This window comes from Sphingomonas daechungensis (assembly GCF_039543105.1).
Taxonomy (GTDB): Bacteria; Pseudomonadota; Alphaproteobacteria; order Sphingomonadales; family Sphingomonadaceae; genus Sphingomicrobium; species Sphingomicrobium daechungense.
In genome coordinates this window covers 1,591,736-1,609,574 of the sequence record NZ_BAABJC010000001.1, presented here as the reverse complement: position 1 = coordinate 1,609,574, position 17,839 = coordinate 1,591,736, and the positions used below count along the sequence as shown (strand labels likewise).

18 protein-coding genes and 1 tRNA gene are annotated in these 17,839 nt (G+C 64.5%); 6 read left to right on the top strand and 13 right to left on the bottom strand.

Annotation, left to right across the window (positions count from 1 at the left end):
* Positions 1-49 precede the first annotated feature (49 nt).
* Positions 50-1,117 (top strand): phenylalanine--tRNA ligase subunit alpha, encoded by a 1,068-nt coding sequence (pheS, locus tag ABD928_RS08405; RefSeq protein WP_187715533.1) that lies wholly within the window; start codon positions 50-52, stop codon positions 1,115-1,117.
* A complete protein-coding gene (pheT, locus tag ABD928_RS08400) occupies positions 1,114-3,468 on the top strand; it encodes a phenylalanine--tRNA ligase subunit beta (RefSeq protein WP_345167878.1) in 2,355 nt (784 codons plus the stop codon). Before pheS ends, pheT begins: the two co-directional genes overlap by 4 nt.
* Here the strand turns inward: pheT and ABD928_RS08395 are convergent.
* Genes ABD928_RS08395 through ftsE form a run of 4 tightly spaced genes read right to left on the bottom strand, consistent with a single transcriptional unit; the run spans position 3,445 to position 6,261 of the window.
* Complete coding sequence (locus ABD928_RS08395; RefSeq protein WP_345167875.1) at positions 3,445-4,143, bottom strand: lysophospholipid acyltransferase family protein; 699 nt, start codon at positions 4,141-4,143, stop codon at positions 3,445-3,447. The two genes, pheT and ABD928_RS08395, sit on opposite strands and share 24 nt — an antisense overlap.
* On the bottom strand, positions 4,143-4,676 hold the full coding sequence (locus ABD928_RS08390; protein ID WP_187715534.1) for a YdcF family protein: 534 nt from the start codon (positions 4,674-4,676) through the stop codon (positions 4,143-4,145). Before ABD928_RS08390 ends, ABD928_RS08395 begins: the two co-directional genes overlap by 1 nt.
* A complete protein-coding gene (locus tag ABD928_RS08385) occupies positions 4,673-5,551 on the bottom strand; it encodes a cell division protein FtsX (protein WP_345167872.1) in 879 nt (292 codons plus the stop codon). The genes ABD928_RS08390 and ABD928_RS08385 overlap by 4 nt, the downstream gene beginning before the upstream one ends.
* Entirely contained in the window at positions 5,548-6,261 is a 714-nt protein-coding gene (gene ftsE, locus ABD928_RS08380; RefSeq protein WP_345170172.1) for a cell division ATP-binding protein FtsE, read from the bottom strand. The genes ABD928_RS08385 and ftsE overlap by 4 nt, the downstream gene beginning before the upstream one ends.
* A gap of 103 nt (positions 6,262-6,364) precedes the next feature.
* On the opposite strand from ftsE, the gene ABD928_RS08375 reads away from it, so the two are divergent.
* Positions 6,365-7,231, top strand: coding sequence for a zinc-ribbon domain-containing protein (locus ABD928_RS08375; RefSeq protein ID WP_345167870.1), 867 nt, complete (start codon positions 6,365-6,367; stop codon positions 7,229-7,231).
* Here ABD928_RS08375 and ABD928_RS08370 read toward each other — a convergent pair.
* Positions 7,228-7,449 carry a hypothetical protein gene (locus ABD928_RS08370; protein ID WP_187715537.1) on the bottom strand — a complete coding sequence of 74 codons (222 nt, stop codon included), beginning with the start codon at positions 7,447-7,449 and terminating at the stop codon, positions 7,228-7,230. The two genes, ABD928_RS08375 and ABD928_RS08370, sit on opposite strands and share 4 nt — an antisense overlap.
* Positions 7,450-7,610: 161 nt before the next feature.
* On the opposite strand from ABD928_RS08370, the gene ABD928_RS08365 reads away from it, so the two are divergent.
* Positions 7,611-7,697: transfer RNA gene (locus ABD928_RS08365), tRNA-Leu, on the top strand.
* Between the two features lie 78 nt (positions 7,698-7,775).
* Here ABD928_RS08365 and ABD928_RS08360 read toward each other — a convergent pair.
* The 4 genes from ABD928_RS08360 to ABD928_RS08345 all read right to left on the bottom strand — a co-directional run bounded on the left by ABD928_RS08360 (position 7,776) and on the right by ABD928_RS08345 (position 12,643).
* Positions 7,776-10,442: an MSCRAMM family protein gene (locus ABD928_RS08360; protein WP_345167865.1), complete on the bottom strand. Its 2,667-nt coding sequence runs from the start codon at positions 10,440-10,442 to the stop codon at positions 7,776-7,778.
* A 28-nt stretch (positions 10,443-10,470) separates the two neighbouring features.
* Positions 10,471-11,286: a fimbrial biogenesis chaperone gene (locus tag ABD928_RS08355; protein ID WP_345167862.1), complete on the bottom strand. Its 816-nt coding sequence runs from the start codon at positions 11,284-11,286 to the stop codon at positions 10,471-10,473.
* Between the two features lie 151 nt (positions 11,287-11,437).
* Positions 11,438-11,962 (bottom strand): DUF4402 domain-containing protein, encoded by a 525-nt coding sequence (locus ABD928_RS08350; RefSeq protein WP_187715542.1) that lies wholly within the window; start codon positions 11,960-11,962, stop codon positions 11,438-11,440.
* 156 nt (positions 11,963-12,118) lie between these two features.
* Positions 12,119-12,643, bottom strand: a complete 525-nt coding sequence (locus ABD928_RS08345) for a DUF4402 domain-containing protein (protein ID WP_345167858.1) — start codon at positions 12,641-12,643, stop codon at positions 12,119-12,121.
* Between the two features lie 109 nt (positions 12,644-12,752).
* Here ABD928_RS08345 and ABD928_RS08340 point away from each other — a divergent pair, with 109 nt between their 5' ends.
* Positions 12,753-14,894, top strand: a complete 2,142-nt coding sequence (locus ABD928_RS08340) for a PBP1A family penicillin-binding protein (protein ID WP_345167855.1) — start codon at positions 12,753-12,755, stop codon at positions 14,892-14,894.
* Here the strand turns inward: ABD928_RS08340 and ABD928_RS08335 are convergent.
* Together ABD928_RS08335 and ABD928_RS08330 are read right to left on the bottom strand one after the other, a co-directional pair.
* A complete protein-coding gene (locus ABD928_RS08335; RefSeq protein ID WP_345167852.1) occupies positions 14,841-15,575 on the bottom strand; it encodes a M48 family metallopeptidase in 735 nt (244 codons plus the stop codon). The genes ABD928_RS08340 and ABD928_RS08335 overlap by 54 nt on opposite strands.
* Entirely contained in the window at positions 15,538-16,002 is a 465-nt protein-coding gene (locus ABD928_RS08330) for a YcgN family cysteine cluster protein (RefSeq protein ID WP_345167850.1), read from the bottom strand. Before ABD928_RS08330 ends, ABD928_RS08335 begins: the two co-directional genes overlap by 38 nt.
* A 51-nt stretch (positions 16,003-16,053) precedes the next feature.
* Here ABD928_RS08330 and ABD928_RS08325 point away from each other — a divergent pair, with 51 nt between their 5' ends.
* On the top strand, positions 16,054-16,653 hold the full coding sequence (locus ABD928_RS08325) for an ankyrin repeat domain-containing protein (protein WP_187715545.1): 600 nt from the start codon (positions 16,054-16,056) through the stop codon (positions 16,651-16,653).
* 3 nt (positions 16,654-16,656) lie between these two features.
* On the opposite strand, the gene ABD928_RS08320 is transcribed toward ABD928_RS08325, so the two are convergent.
* Positions 16,657-17,139 (bottom strand): MmcB family DNA repair protein, encoded by a 483-nt coding sequence (locus tag ABD928_RS08320; protein ID WP_345167848.1) that lies wholly within the window; start codon positions 17,137-17,139, stop codon positions 16,657-16,659.
* A gap of 42 nt (positions 17,140-17,181) precedes the next feature.
* Positions 17,182-17,829 carry a cell wall hydrolase gene (locus ABD928_RS08315; protein WP_345167845.1) on the bottom strand — a complete coding sequence of 216 codons (648 nt, stop codon included), beginning with the start codon at positions 17,827-17,829 and terminating at the stop codon, positions 17,182-17,184.
* Positions 17,830-17,839 lie beyond the last annotated feature (10 nt).

Below are 17,839 nucleotides of genomic sequence, written 5' to 3'. Positions count from 1 at the left end.
GTAGCACGCGCCTTTGCATTTTGCGCTGCGGTGCAGCTAAGGCCGCGCCATGGCGTCAGACACTGACCTTCTCGACCAAATCCGCTCCGCGCCCGACCTTGGCGCGCTCGACCAACTGCGCGTGTCCGTGCTCGGCAAGTCCGGAAGCATCACGCAGCAGCTGAAGTCGCTTGGGGCGATGGACCCGGAGACGCGGGCCGCCCAGGCGCCGGAGATCCACGCTTTTCGCGAGCAGGTCACCTCTGCAATCGCCGACCGGAAGTCGGCGCTGGAAATGGCCGAATTGGACCGCAAGCTCGCGACCGAAACGATCGACTTGTCGCTTCCGGCTCAGGACACGCCGACCGGTACGGTCCATCCGGTCAGCCAGGTCATGGACGAGCTGGCGGAGATTTTCGCCGACCTCGGCTTCGCGGTCGCGGAAGGACCGGAGATCGAGGACCAGTGGCACAACTTCACCGCGCTCAACATGCCGGAGTTCCACCCGGCGCGCGCGATGCAGGACACCTTCTACCTCGAACGCCAAGAGGGTGAGACAGAGTCGAAAGTCCTGCGGACCCACACCTCGCCGGTGCAGATTCGGGCGATGCAGGCGACCGGCGCGCCGCTCTACGTGATTGCTCCGGGCCGCGTTTACCGCTCCGACAGCGACGCGACCCATACGCCGATGTTCCACCAGGTCGAGGGTCTGGTCATCGACCGCGCGATCCACATGGGGCACCTCAAGTGGACGCTGGAAACCTTCCTGAAGGCCTTCTTCGAGCGCGACGATGTCGTGCTGCGGATGCGCCCGTCCTACTTCCCGTTCACCGAGCCGTCCGCCGAGGTCGACGTCGGCTACACGCTCGTGAACGGCAAGCGGACCATCGGCGGCAGCGAAGGCTTTATGGAAGTTCTCGGCTCGGGGATGGTCCACCCGCGCGTAATCGCCAATTGTGGGCTCGACCCGGACGAATGGCAGGGCTTCGCCTTCGGCTGCGGCATCGATCGCCTCGCCATGCTCAAGTACGGAATGGACGACCTCCGCGCTTTTTTCGACGGCGATATTCGCTGGTTGAAGCACTATGGCTTCCGAGCGCTCGACGTGCCCACGCTCAGCGGGGGAGTAGGCGCATGAAGTTCTCGCTGAGCTGGCTCAAGCAACACCTCGAAACCGATGCCAACGAGCAGACGATTGCCGACACACTGACGGCGATCGGGCTGGAGATCGAAAGCCTCGACAATCCGGCCGAAGCGCTTGCGCCCTTCCGGGTCGCGAAAGTGCTGACGGCGGAGAACCACCCGCAGGCCGACAAGCTGCAGGTGCTGACAGTCGACGCGGGGGAGGGAGCGGTCCAGGTCGTTTGCGGGGCTCCCAACGCTCGGGCTGGAATGCTCGGCGTGTTCGGTCCTCCGGGCGCTTACGTGCCGGGTTCCGACCTCACACTCAAAGTCGCGGCCATCCGCGGCGTCGAGAGCCGAGGCATGATGTGCTCCGTTCGTGAGTTGCAGATCGGCGACGAGCACGACGGCATCATCGAGCTTCCCGCCGATGCGCCCGTCGGGACCGCCTTCGCCGATTATGCCGGGCTCAACGATCCGGTGTTCGACGTGAACGTCACGCCCAACCGGCAGGATTGCATGGGCGTTCGGGGCATCGCCCGCGATCTTGCCGCTGCCGGCATCGGAACGTTGAAGCCGCTCGCGGTTCCGCAGATCGAGGGCAGCTTCAAGTCACCCATCGACATCCGCATCGAGGATTCGGCGGGATGCCCCGCCTTCTTCGGCCGCGCGGTTCGCGGCGTCCGCAACGGCCCCTCGCCGGACTGGATGCAGCGGCGGCTGAAGAGCGCGGGCCAACGGCCGATCTCCGCGCTGGTCGACATCACCAACTATGTCATGCTCGATGTCGGGCGTCCCGCGCACGCCTACGACATCGCCAAGCTCGATCGCGCTCTCGTCGCCCGGCCCGCCCGGGACGGCGAGAAGGTGCTTGCGCTGAATGAGAAGGAATACACGCTCGACCCGTCGATGACGGTCATCGCCGACGAGCGCGAGGTACACGACATCGGCGGCATCATGGGCGGCGAGCATTCGGGCGTCAGCGAGAGCACGACCGACGTGATGCTCGAGATCGCCTACTTCACGCCCGAACGCATTGCGCAGACGGGGCAGAAGCTCGGCCTCACCAGCGATGCCCGCAGCCGGTTCGAGCGCGGCGTCGATCCCGCCTTCCTCGGTGATGGGCTCGACATCCTCACTGGCCTCATCCTCGACATCTGCGGTGGCGAAGCTTCGGAGGCGATCCACGTCGGCACCCCGCCGCTTGAAGATCGTACCGTCCGCTTCGTTCCGGAGCGCGCATTCGCCCTCGGCGGAGTCGAGGTCGCCGAGAACCGTCAGCGCAACATCCTGGAGTCGCTTGGTTTCGAGTTCGCCGATCCGGCGAGCGTTCGCGTCCCAAGCTGGCGTCGTGACGTCATCGGCACCGCGGACCTGGTCGAGGAAGTCGCCCGCATCACGGGCTACGATAAGGTGATTGCCGAACCCCTGCCCCGCACTGCTGGCGTTGCCAAGCCGACCGCCACCCGCTCCCAGATGCTGGAGCGTGTTGTCCGGCGGACCGCTGCCGCGCGCGGCCTCGACGAAGCCGTGACCTGGAGCTTTATTTCGGAGCCGGAGGCTGACGCTTTCGGTCCGGGCGAATGGTCGCTCGCCAACCCGATCAGCGAGGACATGAAGGTGATGCGACCCTCGCTGCTTCCGGGCCTGATCTCGGCGGCTCGGCGGAATCTCGACCGCGGTGCTCCTTCGGTCAGGCTGTTCGAGATCGGGCGCCGCTATCTCGCCGACGCCGAGCGGCCCACGGCAACGCTGCTGCTCGCCGGTGAGAAGCAGCCGCGCGGCTGGCAAAGCGGCAAGGCGCAGCGATTCGACGCGTTCGATGCCAAGGCAGAAGCTTTGGCCTTGCTTGAGGCTGCCGGTGCGCCAGTGGCCAACTTGCAGATCTTCCCGGATGCTGGGCCGAACTGGCACCCTGGCCGTTCGGCGACGCTTCGTCTCGGCCCGAAAACGATCGTGGCGGCCTTCGGCGAGCTTCACCCGAAGCTTGAGAAGGTGATCGACGCCCCCGAGCGTGCAGTCGCGGCCGAAATCTATCTCGACGCGATTCCCCTGCCCCGCTCGAGCGGTCATGCCCGTTCGGCTTACACGCCGCCGGCGCTCCAGCCCGTGACTCGCGACTTTGCCTTCATCGTACCCGCCGAGGTCCAGGCCGATGCTCTCGTCCGTGCGATCCGTGGCGCGGACAAGCAGGTCATCACCGGCGCTCGCTTGTTCGATCGGTTCGAGACGGCCGACGGCCTCAGCCTCGCCGTGGAGGTGGTCCTACAGCCCGGCGAAAGGAGCTTCACCGAGGCAGAGCTTGGCGAGACTACAAGAAGGATCGTGGCAGCCGCCGAGAAGCTAGGCGCTCGCCTGCGGACCTGATTCGAGCACGTTGATCGCGGCGTGAACCCGCGCCTCGATGTCTTCGCGCTTGAGCTCGGCCGGGATCGGCTCGCCGACCACGAAGTGAACTGTGCCTGCGTTCCGCGGCAGGTTTCGGCCCCACAGGCGTCCGCTGTCCATCGCCACAGGAACGACCGGCAGACCGAGCGCCTTGTAAAGTCCTGCGAAGCCGGCCTGGAGCGGCGGCGTCTCCCCCGGCCGAACTCGCGTGCCCTCAGGATAAATGATGACCGGCCGCCCGATCGCGGCAGCCTCCTTGCCCAACAGCAGCATTTCCCGGAGCGCCTTGGCTCCTGCCGAGCGGTCGACCGGGATGACGCCATAACGTCGCGTCGCCCACCCAAACCCCGGCAACTGGCTAAGCTCGCGCTTGAGGACGATTACCGGCGTATTGGCGATGCGTACGATCTCCAGCGTCTCGAACATCGACTGGTGCTTGACCGCAATGAGGAACGCGCCGGACGGAATGCTCCCACGAACCTCGGTGAAGATCCCCAGCATTCGCACCAGCGCGTGATGAAAATCGGTCCAGGCGTGAACCACGGCGCGAAGCGGCTTCGATCCGAACAGCCCTGCTGCAAAGCATCCGATCACGAACATAAACGTCGCAGGATAGAAGATCAGGGCGTAAGTGCCCTGCCGGAACAGCCGCATCACACGTCCAGCCAGACCGCCGCGCGCCGAAGCAGATACTTGTTATACTCGGCGAACAAAGTGCCGAACGCAGGCTCGGTCCGAACCGCGTCGGGAAAGATCTTGTACTTGCCGTCCAGGCCTTTGCGAAATTCATAGTCCGCCCGGCGCATGTGCCAGTCGTTGGTGATCAGGCGGACCGTCCGGTAGCTATGCTTCGCCAGCCACCGTTGCGCCTCCTCCGCATTCGATCGCGTATCGACGGACTCGCTGCCGAGATCGACGCAACAGCGCACCAGCCGCCGCTCGGCGTTAAACCGGTCGACGAGATCCTTTTTCGTCACCAGGGGGTCCGCGCCCGCGATGAGGACACGCTTCGCCTTGCCTTGCTCCAGCACCTTCAAGGCATGCTCGATGCGTCCCTTGCCGCCCGTGATGACTACGATTGCGTCGGTCCTGAGATCGCTCTCGGCCGGCCGCCCCAGCGTCACCGAGAAGAGGATGAAGCCGAGCGCGTAGAGAAGAAGAAACAGCGAGAGAAAGCGAGCAATCATATGACCTTGTGCAATGCACTGAGGACCGCGAACCTCGCAACCAAAGTTGCGAGTACGACGGCCGCGATCGGCAGCATCGCCAGCACGACCAGATCCGTCACGTCCAGCGGAGGGCCCCCCGCAAGCTCTCGCGCCATCGCCATCCCGCCGCCGCCGATGACCAGCAGCGCGATCGCTGCAAGCGCTCCGCCAATCAGGGCGCCGACCATAGCGTCGAGCGCAATCTTGCGCTGGAACAGCAACGCCACCTGCTCATCCGTCGCGCCGATCCCGTGCATGATCTCGATCGTGGAGCGGTGCGTGTCGAGCGCACCCCTCGCCGCCAGTACGACCGCGGCTGACGTGGCCGCGGCCATCAACAGGACCAGCGCTACTGCCAACCAGCGAAGCGCCCTCAGCGACCCCAGCAAGGGTGCTACGGTTGCTTCCTCGGCAATGAACCTCGAGCCGGGGAGGGCGCGGCCAAGCTGCGCCGCAATGTTGGCTGCACGGGCATTCGGAGCCAGTTCGAGATGAACAATTGCCGGGACGGGAAGATCCTTCCCGAGGCCGCCTGGCCCGACCCACTTCTCCAGGGTTCGCCGCATCTCGTCTTCGCTGACCGGTTCGACGTTGGTCACGCCGCGGACCGATGCCGCAGCCTTCACGGCCTGGTCCAGCTTGCCTGAAGTCCCGTCGGGAAGCTGCAGGACGTAGCGATGCTCTACCGCACCGGCGACGATCCCGGCCGCATTGGCGAGCGCAAGGCCGGCGGCAGCGACGATCATCATCGCAAAGGTCATGATGGCGATGACGTAAGGCGTCGGTCCGCGATGAGTCCCGCCGGGCAAGAGTCGCCGCTCGGCCTCCGTGCCAGCAAGGATGGACAGCTTCATGGGACTCGCGCGCCCCCCGCCGGCGGATTCTTCAGAAGACCGGTCGGGTCGCTCACTGTCCCCTTCTCGATCCTGATCAACTGCGCTCCCGGGGTGCGGGCGATCAGGCTGATGTCGTGAGTCGCGACGACAATCGTCGTGCCGAGGCGATTGAGAGCGGTGAACAGGTGCAGCAAGCGAATCGCCATCTCCGCATCGACGTTTCCGGTCGGCTCGTCGGCGACGAGGAGCTCCGGCTGGCTGATGACCGCACGGGCAATGGCGACACGTTGCTGCTCACCACCCGAAAGCGTCGGCGGCCGAGCGCTGGCCCGATCGGCCAGCCCAACCCAGGCGAGCATCTCGCGCACCGGACCTTCTAGCTCCGCTTCGCTCGTCCCGGCGATGCGTAGTGGCAGTGCGACATTATCGAAGGTCGACAGATGCCGGATCAGGCGGAAGTCCTGAAACACAACGCCGATGCGGCGACGAAAGTCGGGCAGGAAGTCGCGCGGAGCGTCGGTCAGATCCTGCCCGAACAGCTGGATCCGCCCGCGGGTCGGACGTCGCGCAAGATAGAGCAATTGCAGCAGGGACGTCTTTCCCGCGCCAGAGGGCCCGGTCAGGAAATAGAAGCCGCCTTTCGCGAGCCGGAAGTCGAGGTCGCGCAAAACCTCGGCGCCTGTACCGTAACGCAAACCGACGCTGTCGAATTCCACGATTGCCGACAGAGGCCCGCCCCTCCTTGTCGAACGGCTTCTTGCATGTGGCCGCCGCCTTGCCAATGGGCGCGCATTCCTGTTTACCCTCTGAAAACCAAGAACGAGTGCTGCCATGATCCTGACCTGCCCTTCCTGCGGCACGCAATATGTCGTGAAGGATGGCGCCATCCCGCCGAGCGGGCGTCAGGTCCGCTGCAAGGCGTGTCAGCACAGCTGGCGCGAAATGCCTCCCGCCGAGGGACAGGTTTCGGAGCCCGAAGCTTTAATGCCGGAGTTCGCCGAGCCAGACATTCAGCCAATCGAAGCCTCCGCTGAGAGTTACTCTGTGGCGGAAGAATATTCGGACGTTGCCGCCGAGGAGGTGATGCCGGAGGAGGCCGCGCTCGAAGAGTCCTATCGCGAAGAGGAGACGCTCGCCGAAGCGCCGGCTTCCCCGCCGATCCCGCCGGAGACGGAAATTCCCGAGCTTGCCGAAGCCGCGCCATCCGGACGGCTGGAATGGGTTGAGCGGGACGAAGACTTCAGCCCGTTCGCAACCCGGGACGACGTTGGTGCGAAGCCGAAGCGTCGGCTGCTCATCATCATCCTGGCGATCCTGGGAATCGCGGCCATCGTTGCCGCGGTCTGGTTCCTGGCTCCGCCCGAGCTTCGCCAGCGCCTCGGCATTGCGGGGTCCGGGGATACGCCGTTGCAGCTGATGATGACCCATAGCGACCGAACTCAGCTCGCCAGCGGCAACGAGTTCCTGAACATCAGCGGCCGGATCATCAATCCGACGGACGAGCAGCAGAAGATCCCGCCGATCACCGCCCAGCTCCACGATGCGTCGGGCAAAGTGGTCTACAAATGGACGATTCCGCCGCCGATGAAGATGCTTCCCCCAGGCGGCAGTGCCAGTTTCAACAGCGCCGAGCTCAATATCCCGCCCGCCGCGCAGGAGCTGACGGTGACCCTCGGCGATCCGAAAGTCGGCGGCTAGTAGAACTCCACCAGCGATGCAGTCCGGCGGGAGCCGTCGCGCTCGCGGATCGTGGATGCTCGAACAACACTCGCCTCAAAATCCGCGGGCCGGCCCCACCGCATTTCGGCTCCACGAACGATCCGGACCGTCGCCTGCGCCGAGGCCGACGCGACAGTGCGCGAAGGCGACTGCGCGGGCGTGGCGGCGATGGTCGAAGCGAGCAAAAGCGTGAGCATTGTCGCTCAGCTAAACGCGTCAGTGCCCGATGGTAAACAGTGCTTTAAGAATTCGTCCCTCCGAGGGACAGATTGCCCCCGTTGCGCGGCTCGCCATCCCTTGCTAGAGGCGCGCGCCTACCGGGATTGCGGTCGCCGACCGCTCCCAATCTTCATGGCGTGCGGTCGTGGCGGAACTGGTAGACGCGCAGCGTTGAGGTCGCTGTGGCCGAAAGGCCGTGGAAGTTCGAGTCTTCTCGACCGCACCAATGAAACGGGATCAGCGCCAGCGGTACGCTCTGCTGCGACTGAGAATCAATAACAGTTTAAGTCGCCCGAGACGACTTTCACTGTGCCGATGCGACGGTCGGTATCCTCGTCACCTGGATTGATCCCAGCCGTGCAACCGACCTTTCTTCGGTGAGCTCAGCCACGGTGTTGAGGTCGGGCAGGATCTTCGCAGCGACCGCCGAATCCTTCGCTACACGAATCGTGTAACGCCCATACGCGGCGCGTTCGAACAGGAAGTAGCCGTCGTAATCCGTTTGCGTCGTGGCGATAACCTTGCCCTGCGCGTCGACAAGCTCGAGCGCCAGGCCTTCGAAGCCGAGACCGCCATTCTTGACGATTGCGCCCTCGATTTCACCACCGCCGACCAGGCCGATTTCCACCTCAGCTGGCACGCCGGGCCGTGGCACGACCACCTGCAACGCCTTGCTCGGCACCAGATTGGGGTCGGCAAGGCTGGTGGTGTCGACGCCAACGGCCACGGGCGTGAATGTCGCGAGGCCTCCGACCATAACTGATCCCCGCTCGTCAGTGGTCTTCTCTGTAATCCTGGTTCCAGTGGTGATGAGCGCGCCCTTTTCGAACGGCTCGGACGGGTCGCGTACGCCATTGTCGTTGCGATCGCGGTAGACGCGCGCCCGCACAGCGCCGGCAGCCGCCAACGGCTCGCGCGAAAGTCCAAAGCCGTGGTTGGGATCGAGCGAGAAGTTGAGGTTGAAGCCCACTGCCACCGAGCCATCGGTCGCCGCCTCTCCGGTCACGGCAAGTGCGAGCGTGTTGATGCGCCGGATGTGCGACACTCGCATTCGCCCGCGCTTCGCACCCGGGTCGTAAGCGACCGCGCCCTCCCAGTCGACATGTTCGCTCGCCGACCAATAGGCACTGAGTTCGGCCGCGCGGAAACGGCGTTCCGGCGCGACCTCAAACGTGCCGTAGCCCCGGAGACGGACGTTGCCGATGCCTCCGGAGCCGATCAACGAGACCTCGAGTTCGCCGGGCGGCGCAGGGCCGTTGGCGAGGTACTGCCTGCGATAGCGGACATCCGTCGCGAGATTGAACCGCCGCAATGTCGTCGAAAGTCGCGCCGCCGCCTCCAGCTGGCTCGAATTGTCTTCATATTTGATCAGTCGCACATCAGAATGTGCGGATACGAACGTCTTGCCCACAGTGAATGGTGCGTCGACGGCCAGCTTGAAGTCTTTGCCTGATCGGCGGAGCCGCTGGCCCTCAAGGTGGAAATTGTCGGTCAGCAGCGCCTCGCCACTGACATTGACCTTGCCGAACTTTGCCAGGACCTGAGCGCGGGCAGCCTTGCCGCCACCGCTCTCCCAGGCAACGCCGACTGCGACGAGGGCGGGGCCGATCGAACGGCGAATCGAGCCCTCCACGAACGTCAGTCGCTCGTCGCCCATCAGCATCGTGCGCGCAATCGCGCCTACGGACATGCGATCATCGATGCCGTGCTCGACTGAGACAGCCGCCTGGGCTTTCGGCAAGTTGAGCGTGTCGGGCGAATCGTGGAACGCGATGACATCGCGGCCAGGCTGGTTGGCGCCCGCCCAGTACCAGGTCTTGCCCTTGGGCACGTTCTCCTGGCCGACGTTGATCATCTCCTCGCGCGTACGGATTTGCCCCTGCGGACCGTACATGACGATGCTGATCTGGTTCTCGCCGTACAAAAGCTGCACGTCTTCAAAGACATAGCGCGAAGACGCTGTCGGACGGGCGAAGGCCAGCAGTTCCCCGTTGCGATAAAGTTCGGCCTCCCATCCCACTGGCAGGTCGCCTTCGAAGCGCGTTTTGTCGAACGCCGTGGGATTGAACAGTGGCCGGTTGGTGACGACCGCGCCACGTCCGCTCGCGCCGGAGCCGCCGAGCCCACTGTCGAGACCGTTAACGTCGCCAAAGCCGAAGTGCGTCGCCTTGAGCGGCCCCAGCAGCTTTGCGTCGGGATCGGAACGATAGGCGCTCACCCGCAGCGAGCTCGGAATGCCCTTGGAATCCGTGGAGAGGCGGGCGTCATAGGACAAATGCGCGATTTCGCCGGCCGCGTAGATCGACGTGCTGCGATCGACGCGAACGCCATCGTTGGCGCGATAGGTCACTCCTCCGCTGACGACGAAGTCGAGCGCGGGTGCACGCCACATGCGATAGGGCAGCTTCACCTGGGGCAGGGTGCTGAGGTCGAACTTGGCCGGCTTGATTTGCGCCGCGCGCTTCTCGCGCTCGATCGCCAGTTCGACCGGCAATTTCGCATCGGATTCGAGGATCAGCGCCGAGCCGTTGGTGTTCGGCTTGACCCCGATCCCGAACCAGCGAGCAAGGGCGGTGCTGTCGACGCACCATCCCTCCGGGGTTTCCCGGACGGCGCCCTTCACGAGGTTTTCCGTGCTTTTCCCGTACGTTACAGATCCGGAAGCGATATCGATGGAGATGCGGTGCTCTTCCTTGAACGCCCAGCCTGATGCCTTCTTCGCGGCAAGATCGATCTTCATCGGCACGTCGAGCGCCGCGAGAAAGTCGCCGAACACGATGCACGTGCCCTCCGGCGTCGCATAAGCGCGAACACCGTCCCCAAGCCGGAGACGGTGAAGGTTCACGTCGAGAAGGAATTGGCCTTCCGGGTCCGCCGACCAGCTGTCCGCAAGTGGCGTCGCGGCAGGCGCGCCGGCGCACAGTGCGCCGACCAGGGCGAAGGCCCCCAGGATCTTGCCGCCGCGCAGCATCGATCGGTCCTGCGGCTGCTCCCGCGTCCTAGTTCAAGACCGCGTCGGTCTCGGCGATGGTGAGCGGGCCGTTGTCGCTCGGTTCGACATATTGAACCGTCACATGCCCGCTGGCCGAGGCCAGATATTTCTCGTCGATCGGGATGGTGAGGCTTCGCTGCCCGACCTCGGTATAGACGGCGACGCCGCGCTGCACGGCGATCGGGTCCTTGATCCCCGATTTCATGACCCGAACCTCGCCGAAGGTCGAGCGCTCGCCGTTGCGGGTCAGCTCAACGCTGACGGCGGGCTTCCCCTCTGCCTTGGTCAGTTTCACGTTGCTGATTCCGGCCTTGGCCTCGAGATTGCCGAAGCGGGTGATGACGGGGATGGTCACGCCGTAAATCGGCGTCAGGGCGAAGGCGATGCCCTTCACGTCCTGCGGCGCCTGCACTGGCGTCGGCGGCGGGACGGCGCGGAAGAGCAGGTGGACGCGATATTCGCCGTCCGGAAGATCCTTCGGCGCACGGGCGGAAATGCGGATGGTCTGCGGCTCGCGTGGAGCCAGCGTGACCCTCCGCGGCGCGTAGAAGATCATTGATTCCGCGAGCTTTTCTTCCGCATTCGGATCGGTGACGTCGTGGAGCATCCCGTCCGGTGTCATCCGCCGCAGCTCGACCGAGATACGATACGTCGCAACGTCATCGCCGATGTTGTTGAGCACGATCTCGGTGCCGCGACTGCCGTTGAGGACGATGCGCGTCGGCGCGACCAGGAGGTCGCCGACGCCGGCCTGCGCAACGGGTGCGGCGAGCAGCAGCGGAGCAAGAAGCGCGGCGCGCGCAGCAAGACGAAAGAACGACATCGAAATCTCCCCACGGGTTCGGAGGGAGATTTGGTCCAAAATGGTTGATATCCCGCTAACCATATCGCCCGCGGAATGCAGACAACGAAAAAGGGCCGCGGCGAACCGCGGCCCTTTCCCTTCCGATCAGCCCTTGCGGGCCCTCAGCAGCTTATTGATAGTCAACGGTGACGTTGACGTTGCCGCTGTAGACGCCGTCGGTCGTTGCCGGGACGATCGTGATCGAGCCGCCAACGTTGAAGTTGGTGCCCGGAGCGCCCGAGTTGGTCAGAGTGACCGAAACCGGAGCATTCGGCGAGAACGACAGGGTCGTGCCATCGTTCGCGTTCGTCAGCGGGCTGGCGACCGCGGTGATCACGACGACCTGGTTGTTGGTGCCCTGCACGTTGTAAGCCGCCGAAACCGGGGTGCCCGAGCAGGTCAGGCCACCCGAACCGCAGGTGACAACGCCGGCCTGGTTCATCGCGACGGTCTCACCGCCGGCAGCAACCGTGCCGAGCGTGATCGTGCCGAAGTCCAGGTTGCGGGTCGCCGTCAGCAGGAGCGGACGAACGATGCGAGCGCGCGCCGTGGCGGGCGTGGCGGCGCCAACCGGCGCAGCGACGGCCGGCGTGGCAACCAGTGCCGAAGCCGCTACCGAGGCGGCGAGGCACGTATTACGAAGAAGTTTCGTCATTTGAGAATCCCCACTTGTTCCGAACCAAAAGTCTCGCGGTTGGGCTGACCGCTGGTCCGCTCACCGTGATCGCCGCATTAACCCCAACCGATTAGAGGTTGCTTCAAGGTCATGGTTACCAAGACGGAAAGGATTCCGCCGTTTTGGGCCATTCTCTCAAGGGTATTCCACGGTGATCGGCAGCTCACCCCGGAAGTCGCCATCGTTACTTCCGTTGAAACGAATTCGCCCGCCGAAGCGGAAATTGAGAATGCCCCGCGAATCGAGGCGAGGGTCGCCCGGCAAGTCGGTGACGATCTCGTCGATCGTGATTCGCCCGCCTCCCATGGAGTGCAGCTGAAGACGCGATGGCATGTCGATTCGAACGGAGCGGCCAGGCTCCCCCCGGATATGCGCTTCGCCGACCATCGCCCGTCCGCCCATTGCCTCAACGGAGCCCGAAGTCTGCCGGGTTCCGTTGGGCAGCAGGGTTGCCGTGCCTTCACCATCGCCAAGGACGACCAGCCGGTCGAAGTCGAGGCTGGCTTCGATTTGGAGCTCGATGATCTCGCCGGACGAGTCTGCTCTGGGCGCGGTTACCGGCTTGTCGCAGAGCCTGCACTGGGCGCGCGCGTCGGGGATCGCCGCCAGCAACGCCGCCGCCGCCAAACCCACAGCAAAGAGTGCGGTGCGGGCCAACATGCGGCCGTGGCTACGGGTGAAACATCAAAACAGGGTTAATCCTGCGGTAAGATGCCGATGGCGATAGCGCTTGTCGGGTGTCACATGAGTTTATAATCCTCGTCACACGATGGCCCGCGCCGCTTCGAACCCCATCCGCAGGCCACTCGTGACCGCGCTGAAGATTGCCCTTTACGGAGCGCTGCTCGGCCTGATCGCCCTGATCGTCGCGGTCGCGGTCGCCTATGCCAATCTTCCCAGCTACTCGGACCTCAAGAGCCGCACCGGGCAGGGGCAGATGATCCGCGTCCGAGCATCGAACGGCGCGGTCCTGGTCAACATCGGCCCAAGCTTCGGGCAGTGGCTCCCCTACGACCAGATCCCGGCCGAAATGCGCGCCGCGATGATCGCGGTGGAGGACAAGCGCTTTCGCTCGCACCTCGGAGTCGATCCGGTCGGAGTCGCTCGCGCCGCGAAAGTGCGCGTGGACACCGGGCACTGGACGCAGGGCGGATCGACCATCACCCAGCAGCTGGCCCGCAACATCTTTCTCACCAACAGCCGCACGTTCGGCCGCAAGGTGAAGGAGGCGGTCCTCGCGCTGGCGATCGAGCGCAAGTTCACCAAGGACCAGATTCTCGAGCTCTACCTGAACCGCGTCTATTTTGGCGGCGGCGCCTACGGCATCGATGCGGCGTCTAGGCGCTTCTTCGGGCATAGCGCACGCAACCTTTCGCTGGGCGAGGCCGCGATCATCGCCGGCCTGGTGAAGGCACCGTCGAACTATTCGCCGACCGCCGACATTGAGGCTGCCCGTAGCCGGTCCGAGGTCGTTCTCAAGACCATGGTCGACAATGGGTTCGTCTCGCCGGACCGCGCCGCGCAGGTCGATTCCGCTGCGGTGAAGATCCAGCCGACCACCAAGCAGAACAGCGTTCGATACTTCACCGACTGGGCGCTGCCCCAGCTCGACACGTTGATCGATGAAAGCAACGAACCGATCGACGTCTGGACGACGCTTGATCCGAACATGCAGGCCGCGGCGGAGCGGGCAATTGCTGCCAACGCGCCCGCCAATGCCCAAGGTGCTCTGGTATCGCTCGACAGGGACGGCGCCGTTCGCGCCATGATCGGCGGCAAGGATTACGTCGATTCCATCTACAATCGCGCTACGCAGGCGGAGCGCCAGCCCGGCTCATCGTTCAAGCTGTTCGTGTACCTGGCGGCGCTCGAGTCCGGGATGAAGCCGACCGACACCATCGTCGATGAACCGGTGACGATCGACGGCTGGACGCCGCGCAACTCGACGCGAACCAACCGCGGTCCGGTCAGCCTGCGCGAAGCCTTCGCTCTGTCGATCAACACGGTCAGTGCCAAGATCGGCGCCCAGCTCGGGTTCGGCACGATCGCCGACATGGCCCGCCGCTTCGGTATCACCAGCAAGATCTCGACCTATCCTTCGATGGTGCTTGGCACGAGCGACGTGCGCCTGATCGACATGACTCGGGCCTTTGCGTCGGTCGCCAACCAGGGGGTCTCTGTTACGCCGTATGCGATCCGCAAGGTGGTCACCGCCGACGGCCGGCTGCTCTATCAGAAGGAAAGCGAGGAGGGCCGAGTGCTGGTCGCTCCCTGGGTTGCTGCGGAAATGACAGACCTGCTGCAATCTGCCGTGCTGACGGGTACGGGTCGCGCCGCGCAGATCGGACGGCCGGTGGCCGGCAAGACCGGAACCACGAGCTCCAACAAGGACGGCTGGTTCATCGGCTTCTCGAGCGGCCTGACAACCGGAGTCTGGATGGGCCGCGACGATGCTCGCGCAATTGCCGGATTGCAGGGTGGCACCGCCCCCGCGCGCGCCTTTCATGACTTCATGGTCGTCGCCGTCGCCAACCGGCCGGTGGAGAATTTCCAGACCGAAGTGCCGATGCCCGACTGGAACCTCGATGCCGAGGAAGATCCCTATGCCGTCGACAATAGCGTTGGCCCGCCTCCGCTGGTCGACGAGAATGGCAATCCGCTTCCCGGTCAGCCGATCGACACCATTCCCCCGCCCGGCCAGCCGCTTCCGGGCCAGCCCCAGCAAGTGCCCCAGACCGGCAATCAGCTCGACCAGCAGTGGCTCGACAAGGTGCTTCCCCCTGGAAGTGCGGACCGCCAGCAACCTCAGCGGCAGCCGGCGCCCCGGCCGCAAGTGGTCAGGCCGCCCCAGCCGGGTTCACAGCGTCCGCCCGATCCGCTTCAACCGGCCCCCGATCCGTCGCAGCAATAGCCGCGCGGCGTCGGCGTCACCGTCGAAGAGCTCGCGCTCCAATGCCTTGAATTCGGGACCGTGATTGAGGTGCACGAGGTGCGCGACCTCGTGGGCGACGACGTATCGCCGGACCTCCGACGGAGCGAGAATCAGCCGCCAGCTGTAACGCAGCCGGCCAGCCGACGAGCAGCTTCCCCAACGCGTGTCGGGATCGCCCACTGACACGCCTTTCAGCGTCACCTTCGCGCGTTCTGCGAACTCCGCCGTCTCCTCGGAAAGCAGCTTGAGAGATCGGCGGCGCAGGAAAACTTCGATGCGCCTGGCAAAGCCATCTCGCGGTCCCCCACAGGCGAGTAAATCGCCTTCCAGTCGCGGCGTTCGCGGTGCCTCTTCGGACCAACTGAGGCGCACATCTCGCCCCTCGACCGGGATTACCGCGCCGGGCTCGAACGGCTCGGCTGGCAGCATCGCTGCGACTTGCGTTTCGACCCAGTCGCGCTGCTCCGCAGCCCACTTCAGGGCCGCCTTGCGGCTCATTCGCAACGGACCGGTGAGCTTTAGCACCTGGCGCTTCTCGTCCAGGCGCAGGCGCAGGCGCCGCGCACCCCGGATGCCGCGAATTTCGACCGGCAACGGAAGGTCGCCGTGCCGAAAGAGAGCCTCAGAGCCCGCGGTCGACGACATGATCTTCCAGTTCATCCACATCGAGTTCGCTCACCGTCCAGCCACGCGTCGATTGGCCCGCTTCGTGCACCGTCTCGCGGCTCCCCGAAATAAGATAATGCCATGCGCGAAGCGGCTTTCCTTCCGACCGCAGCCGATAGGCGCAACTTTCTGGCAACCAGTCGAGTCCACCGAGCGAGTTGCGGTCCAGCACCACGCAATCTGTCACGCGCTTCTTGCGGTGAGCGTAGTCGATGCACATCCCATTCTTGCGGTCGAGAAGCGCGCAGGCGACGTTCGTAGGATAAAGCAAGCCCGTGTCTTCATCCTCGAGCTTGTGCAGGCAGCACCGCCCGCAGCCGTCACACAACGCCTCCCACTGCCCGCGATCCAGTTCGGACAGCGGCCGCTCCCAGAACGGGATGGAAGTTTTGCTCGGCTTGGCCATGACAAGTTCAGACATGCTTTGCTATCGGGGCGCGTTCAAGGAGCAGGGCTCAAAAGGGCAGACAATATGAAATGGTTCGCATTGATCGCTTTCGCGCTTGCGGCAGCATCGGCGCCGGTGGCCGCACAATATGTTTCAGATGCTGAGCCGTTCCTGACTGCGGTCCGCTCACGCGACGGCAACAAGGCGACCGAGTTGCTGGAAAGCCGCCCGGCCCTTCTCAATTCCCGGAACCTGAAGGGCGAGACTGCGCTCACCATCGTCATCGCGCGCGGTGACGATTTGTGGACCAAGTTCCTGCTCGGCAAGGGCGCCGACCCGAACCTGGCGGATGGAGGCGGAAACACTCCGCTAATCGTTGCTGCGCGGGTTGGCTACACCGATGCCGTCGACATGCTTCTGCAACTCGGCGCAAAGGTCGACGCTACCAATAAGATGGGCGAGACCGCGCTAATCCTCGCGGTCCAGCAGCGCCAGTTGGAGTCGGTGAAGCTTCTTCTCGCCAGGGGCGCGAACCCTGACAAGAAGGATGCCGCTGCCGGGTATTCGGCTCGCGATTATGCGAAGCGCGACACGCGCAATCGTAAGATCATCGCGACCATCGAAGCGGCTGGCAAAGCGAAGCCGGCCAAGACCGACGATCTCGACAGCTTCAAGCTGAAGTAGGCCCTAGAAATCGTCGCCCATGCTTGGGTCGATCTGCGCCGACAAGCGCCGGGCTGCTCTGCGCGCGAACCTCAGTAGCTCTGCCTTTCGCCGTGCCGGCGCCAGCGGCCGATAGGTCGCCTCACGGATCAGCACCGCGTCGTAGCGGTCGGCCACGATCAGGCCGGCCTCGCCAGGCTTGAACCGCTCGCCGTCACAGATGGATGCCAGATCCGGTGGGACGGCCCAGAAGAAGCGATCGCAATAGTCCAGGTAGTCGGTCCACTTTCCGTCGCCAAGCAGGTCGGCCTTCGCAACCTTGATCTCGACGATCGTCAGCAGCCCCTTGGCATCGATGGCCATCATGTCCGCCCGCCGCCCGTTAGGGAGCGGCACTTCGCAGATCGCGAACAGGTCGGAGCGGCAGAACAGCCGGGTCACTCCGCGCGCCACTTCGGCAGCGATTGGCGGAGCGTCGGCAAAGCACGAATCGATTAGGGTGGCCATCGCTGGTCACCCTAGAACGAAACAAGAATATCGAAAACCGCTCTAGCGGTAGAAGACGTGATTCCCGATCGATGCGACGCGCTTCAGGCGCCAGCCCGGGGACACGCGCTTGGCGTGAAAGAACAGCGCGTTTTCGGCCGCGGAATCCTTGAGGTCCTGGTCGACAATCTTGGCGATTGCGACAGCCGTCTGCCACTGGCGGTTCGACCGCGCGACCGTCGGAAGCGACCGGCCGCGAATGAAGCTGAACTGCCCACGCTGGAACAGCACGCCGCAATAGGTGGACGGAAAGCGGCCGTTCGAATTCGCACGGTTGGCGATGACCTCGCCAACAGCCAGCTGCCCCGCCAGGGGCTCGCTCTTCGACTCGAAATAGATTCCGACCGCGAGGCACTCGAGCTCCCGACTCCCGGCGTCGGGGCCGCGAAGCTGGGCCACCAGCGACGAAAGGTCGCCCGTCGGCTTGACGATTTGCGGAGCAACGGAGTCTGCCGCGCCATCAACGTCCGACTGTGTGTCGGCATCAGGCGTATAGGTCGGGTTGGTAATCGGTTCCGGAACGACGATCTTCGGAAGCGAAGCAGTCGTCACGGGAATTAGCGGCTCTTGCGAAGTCGGGCCGACTTGGGCCGGAGCAACCGAGCTTGCGCTGGCTGCGGCGAAGATCAGCAAGGCCGATCGTAAAGTCACAAACATGAAA

Coding starts and splice junctions, on each gene's coding strand:
- pheS (WP_187715533.1), top strand. CDS start 50: ATGGCGTCAGACACTGACCTTCTCGACCAAATCCGCTCCGCGCCCGAC.
- pheT (WP_345167878.1), top strand. CDS start 1,114: ATGAAGTTCTCGCTGAGCTGGCTCAAGCAACACCTCGAAACCGATGCC.
- ABD928_RS08395 (WP_345167875.1), bottom strand. CDS start 4,143: ATGCGGCTGTTCCGGCAGGGCACTTACGCCCTGATCTTCTATCCTGCG.
- ABD928_RS08390 (WP_187715534.1), bottom strand. CDS start 4,676: ATGATTGCTCGCTTTCTCTCGCTGTTTCTTCTTCTCTACGCGCTCGGC.
- ABD928_RS08385 (WP_345167872.1), bottom strand. CDS start 5,551: ATGAAGCTGTCCATCCTTGCTGGCACGGAGGCCGAGCGGCGACTCTTG.
- ABD928_RS08375 (WP_345167870.1), top strand. CDS start 6,365: ATGATCCTGACCTGCCCTTCCTGCGGCACGCAATATGTCGTGAAGGAT.
- ABD928_RS08370 (WP_187715537.1), bottom strand. CDS start 7,449: ATGCTCACGCTTTTGCTCGCTTCGACCATCGCCGCCACGCCCGCGCAG.
- ABD928_RS08360 (WP_345167865.1), bottom strand. CDS start 10,442: ATGCTGCGCGGCGGCAAGATCCTGGGGGCCTTCGCCCTGGTCGGCGCA.
- ABD928_RS08355 (WP_345167862.1), bottom strand. CDS start 11,286: ATGTCGTTCTTTCGTCTTGCTGCGCGCGCCGCGCTTCTTGCTCCGCTG.
- ABD928_RS08350 (WP_187715542.1), bottom strand. CDS start 11,962: ATGACGAAACTTCTTCGTAATACGTGCCTCGCCGCCTCGGTAGCGGCT.
- ABD928_RS08345 (WP_345167858.1), bottom strand. CDS start 12,643: ATGTTGGCCCGCACCGCACTCTTTGCTGTGGGTTTGGCGGCGGCGGCG.
- ABD928_RS08340 (WP_345167855.1), top strand. CDS start 12,753: ATGGCCCGCGCCGCTTCGAACCCCATCCGCAGGCCACTCGTGACCGCG.
- ABD928_RS08335 (WP_345167852.1), bottom strand. CDS start 15,575: ATGAACTGGAAGATCATGTCGTCGACCGCGGGCTCTGAGGCTCTCTTT.
- ABD928_RS08330 (WP_345167850.1), bottom strand. CDS start 16,002: ATGTCTGAACTTGTCATGGCCAAGCCGAGCAAAACTTCCATCCCGTTC.
- ABD928_RS08325 (WP_187715545.1), top strand. CDS start 16,054: ATGAAATGGTTCGCATTGATCGCTTTCGCGCTTGCGGCAGCATCGGCG.
- ABD928_RS08320 (WP_345167848.1), bottom strand. CDS start 17,139: ATGGCCACCCTAATCGATTCGTGCTTTGCCGACGCTCCGCCAATCGCT.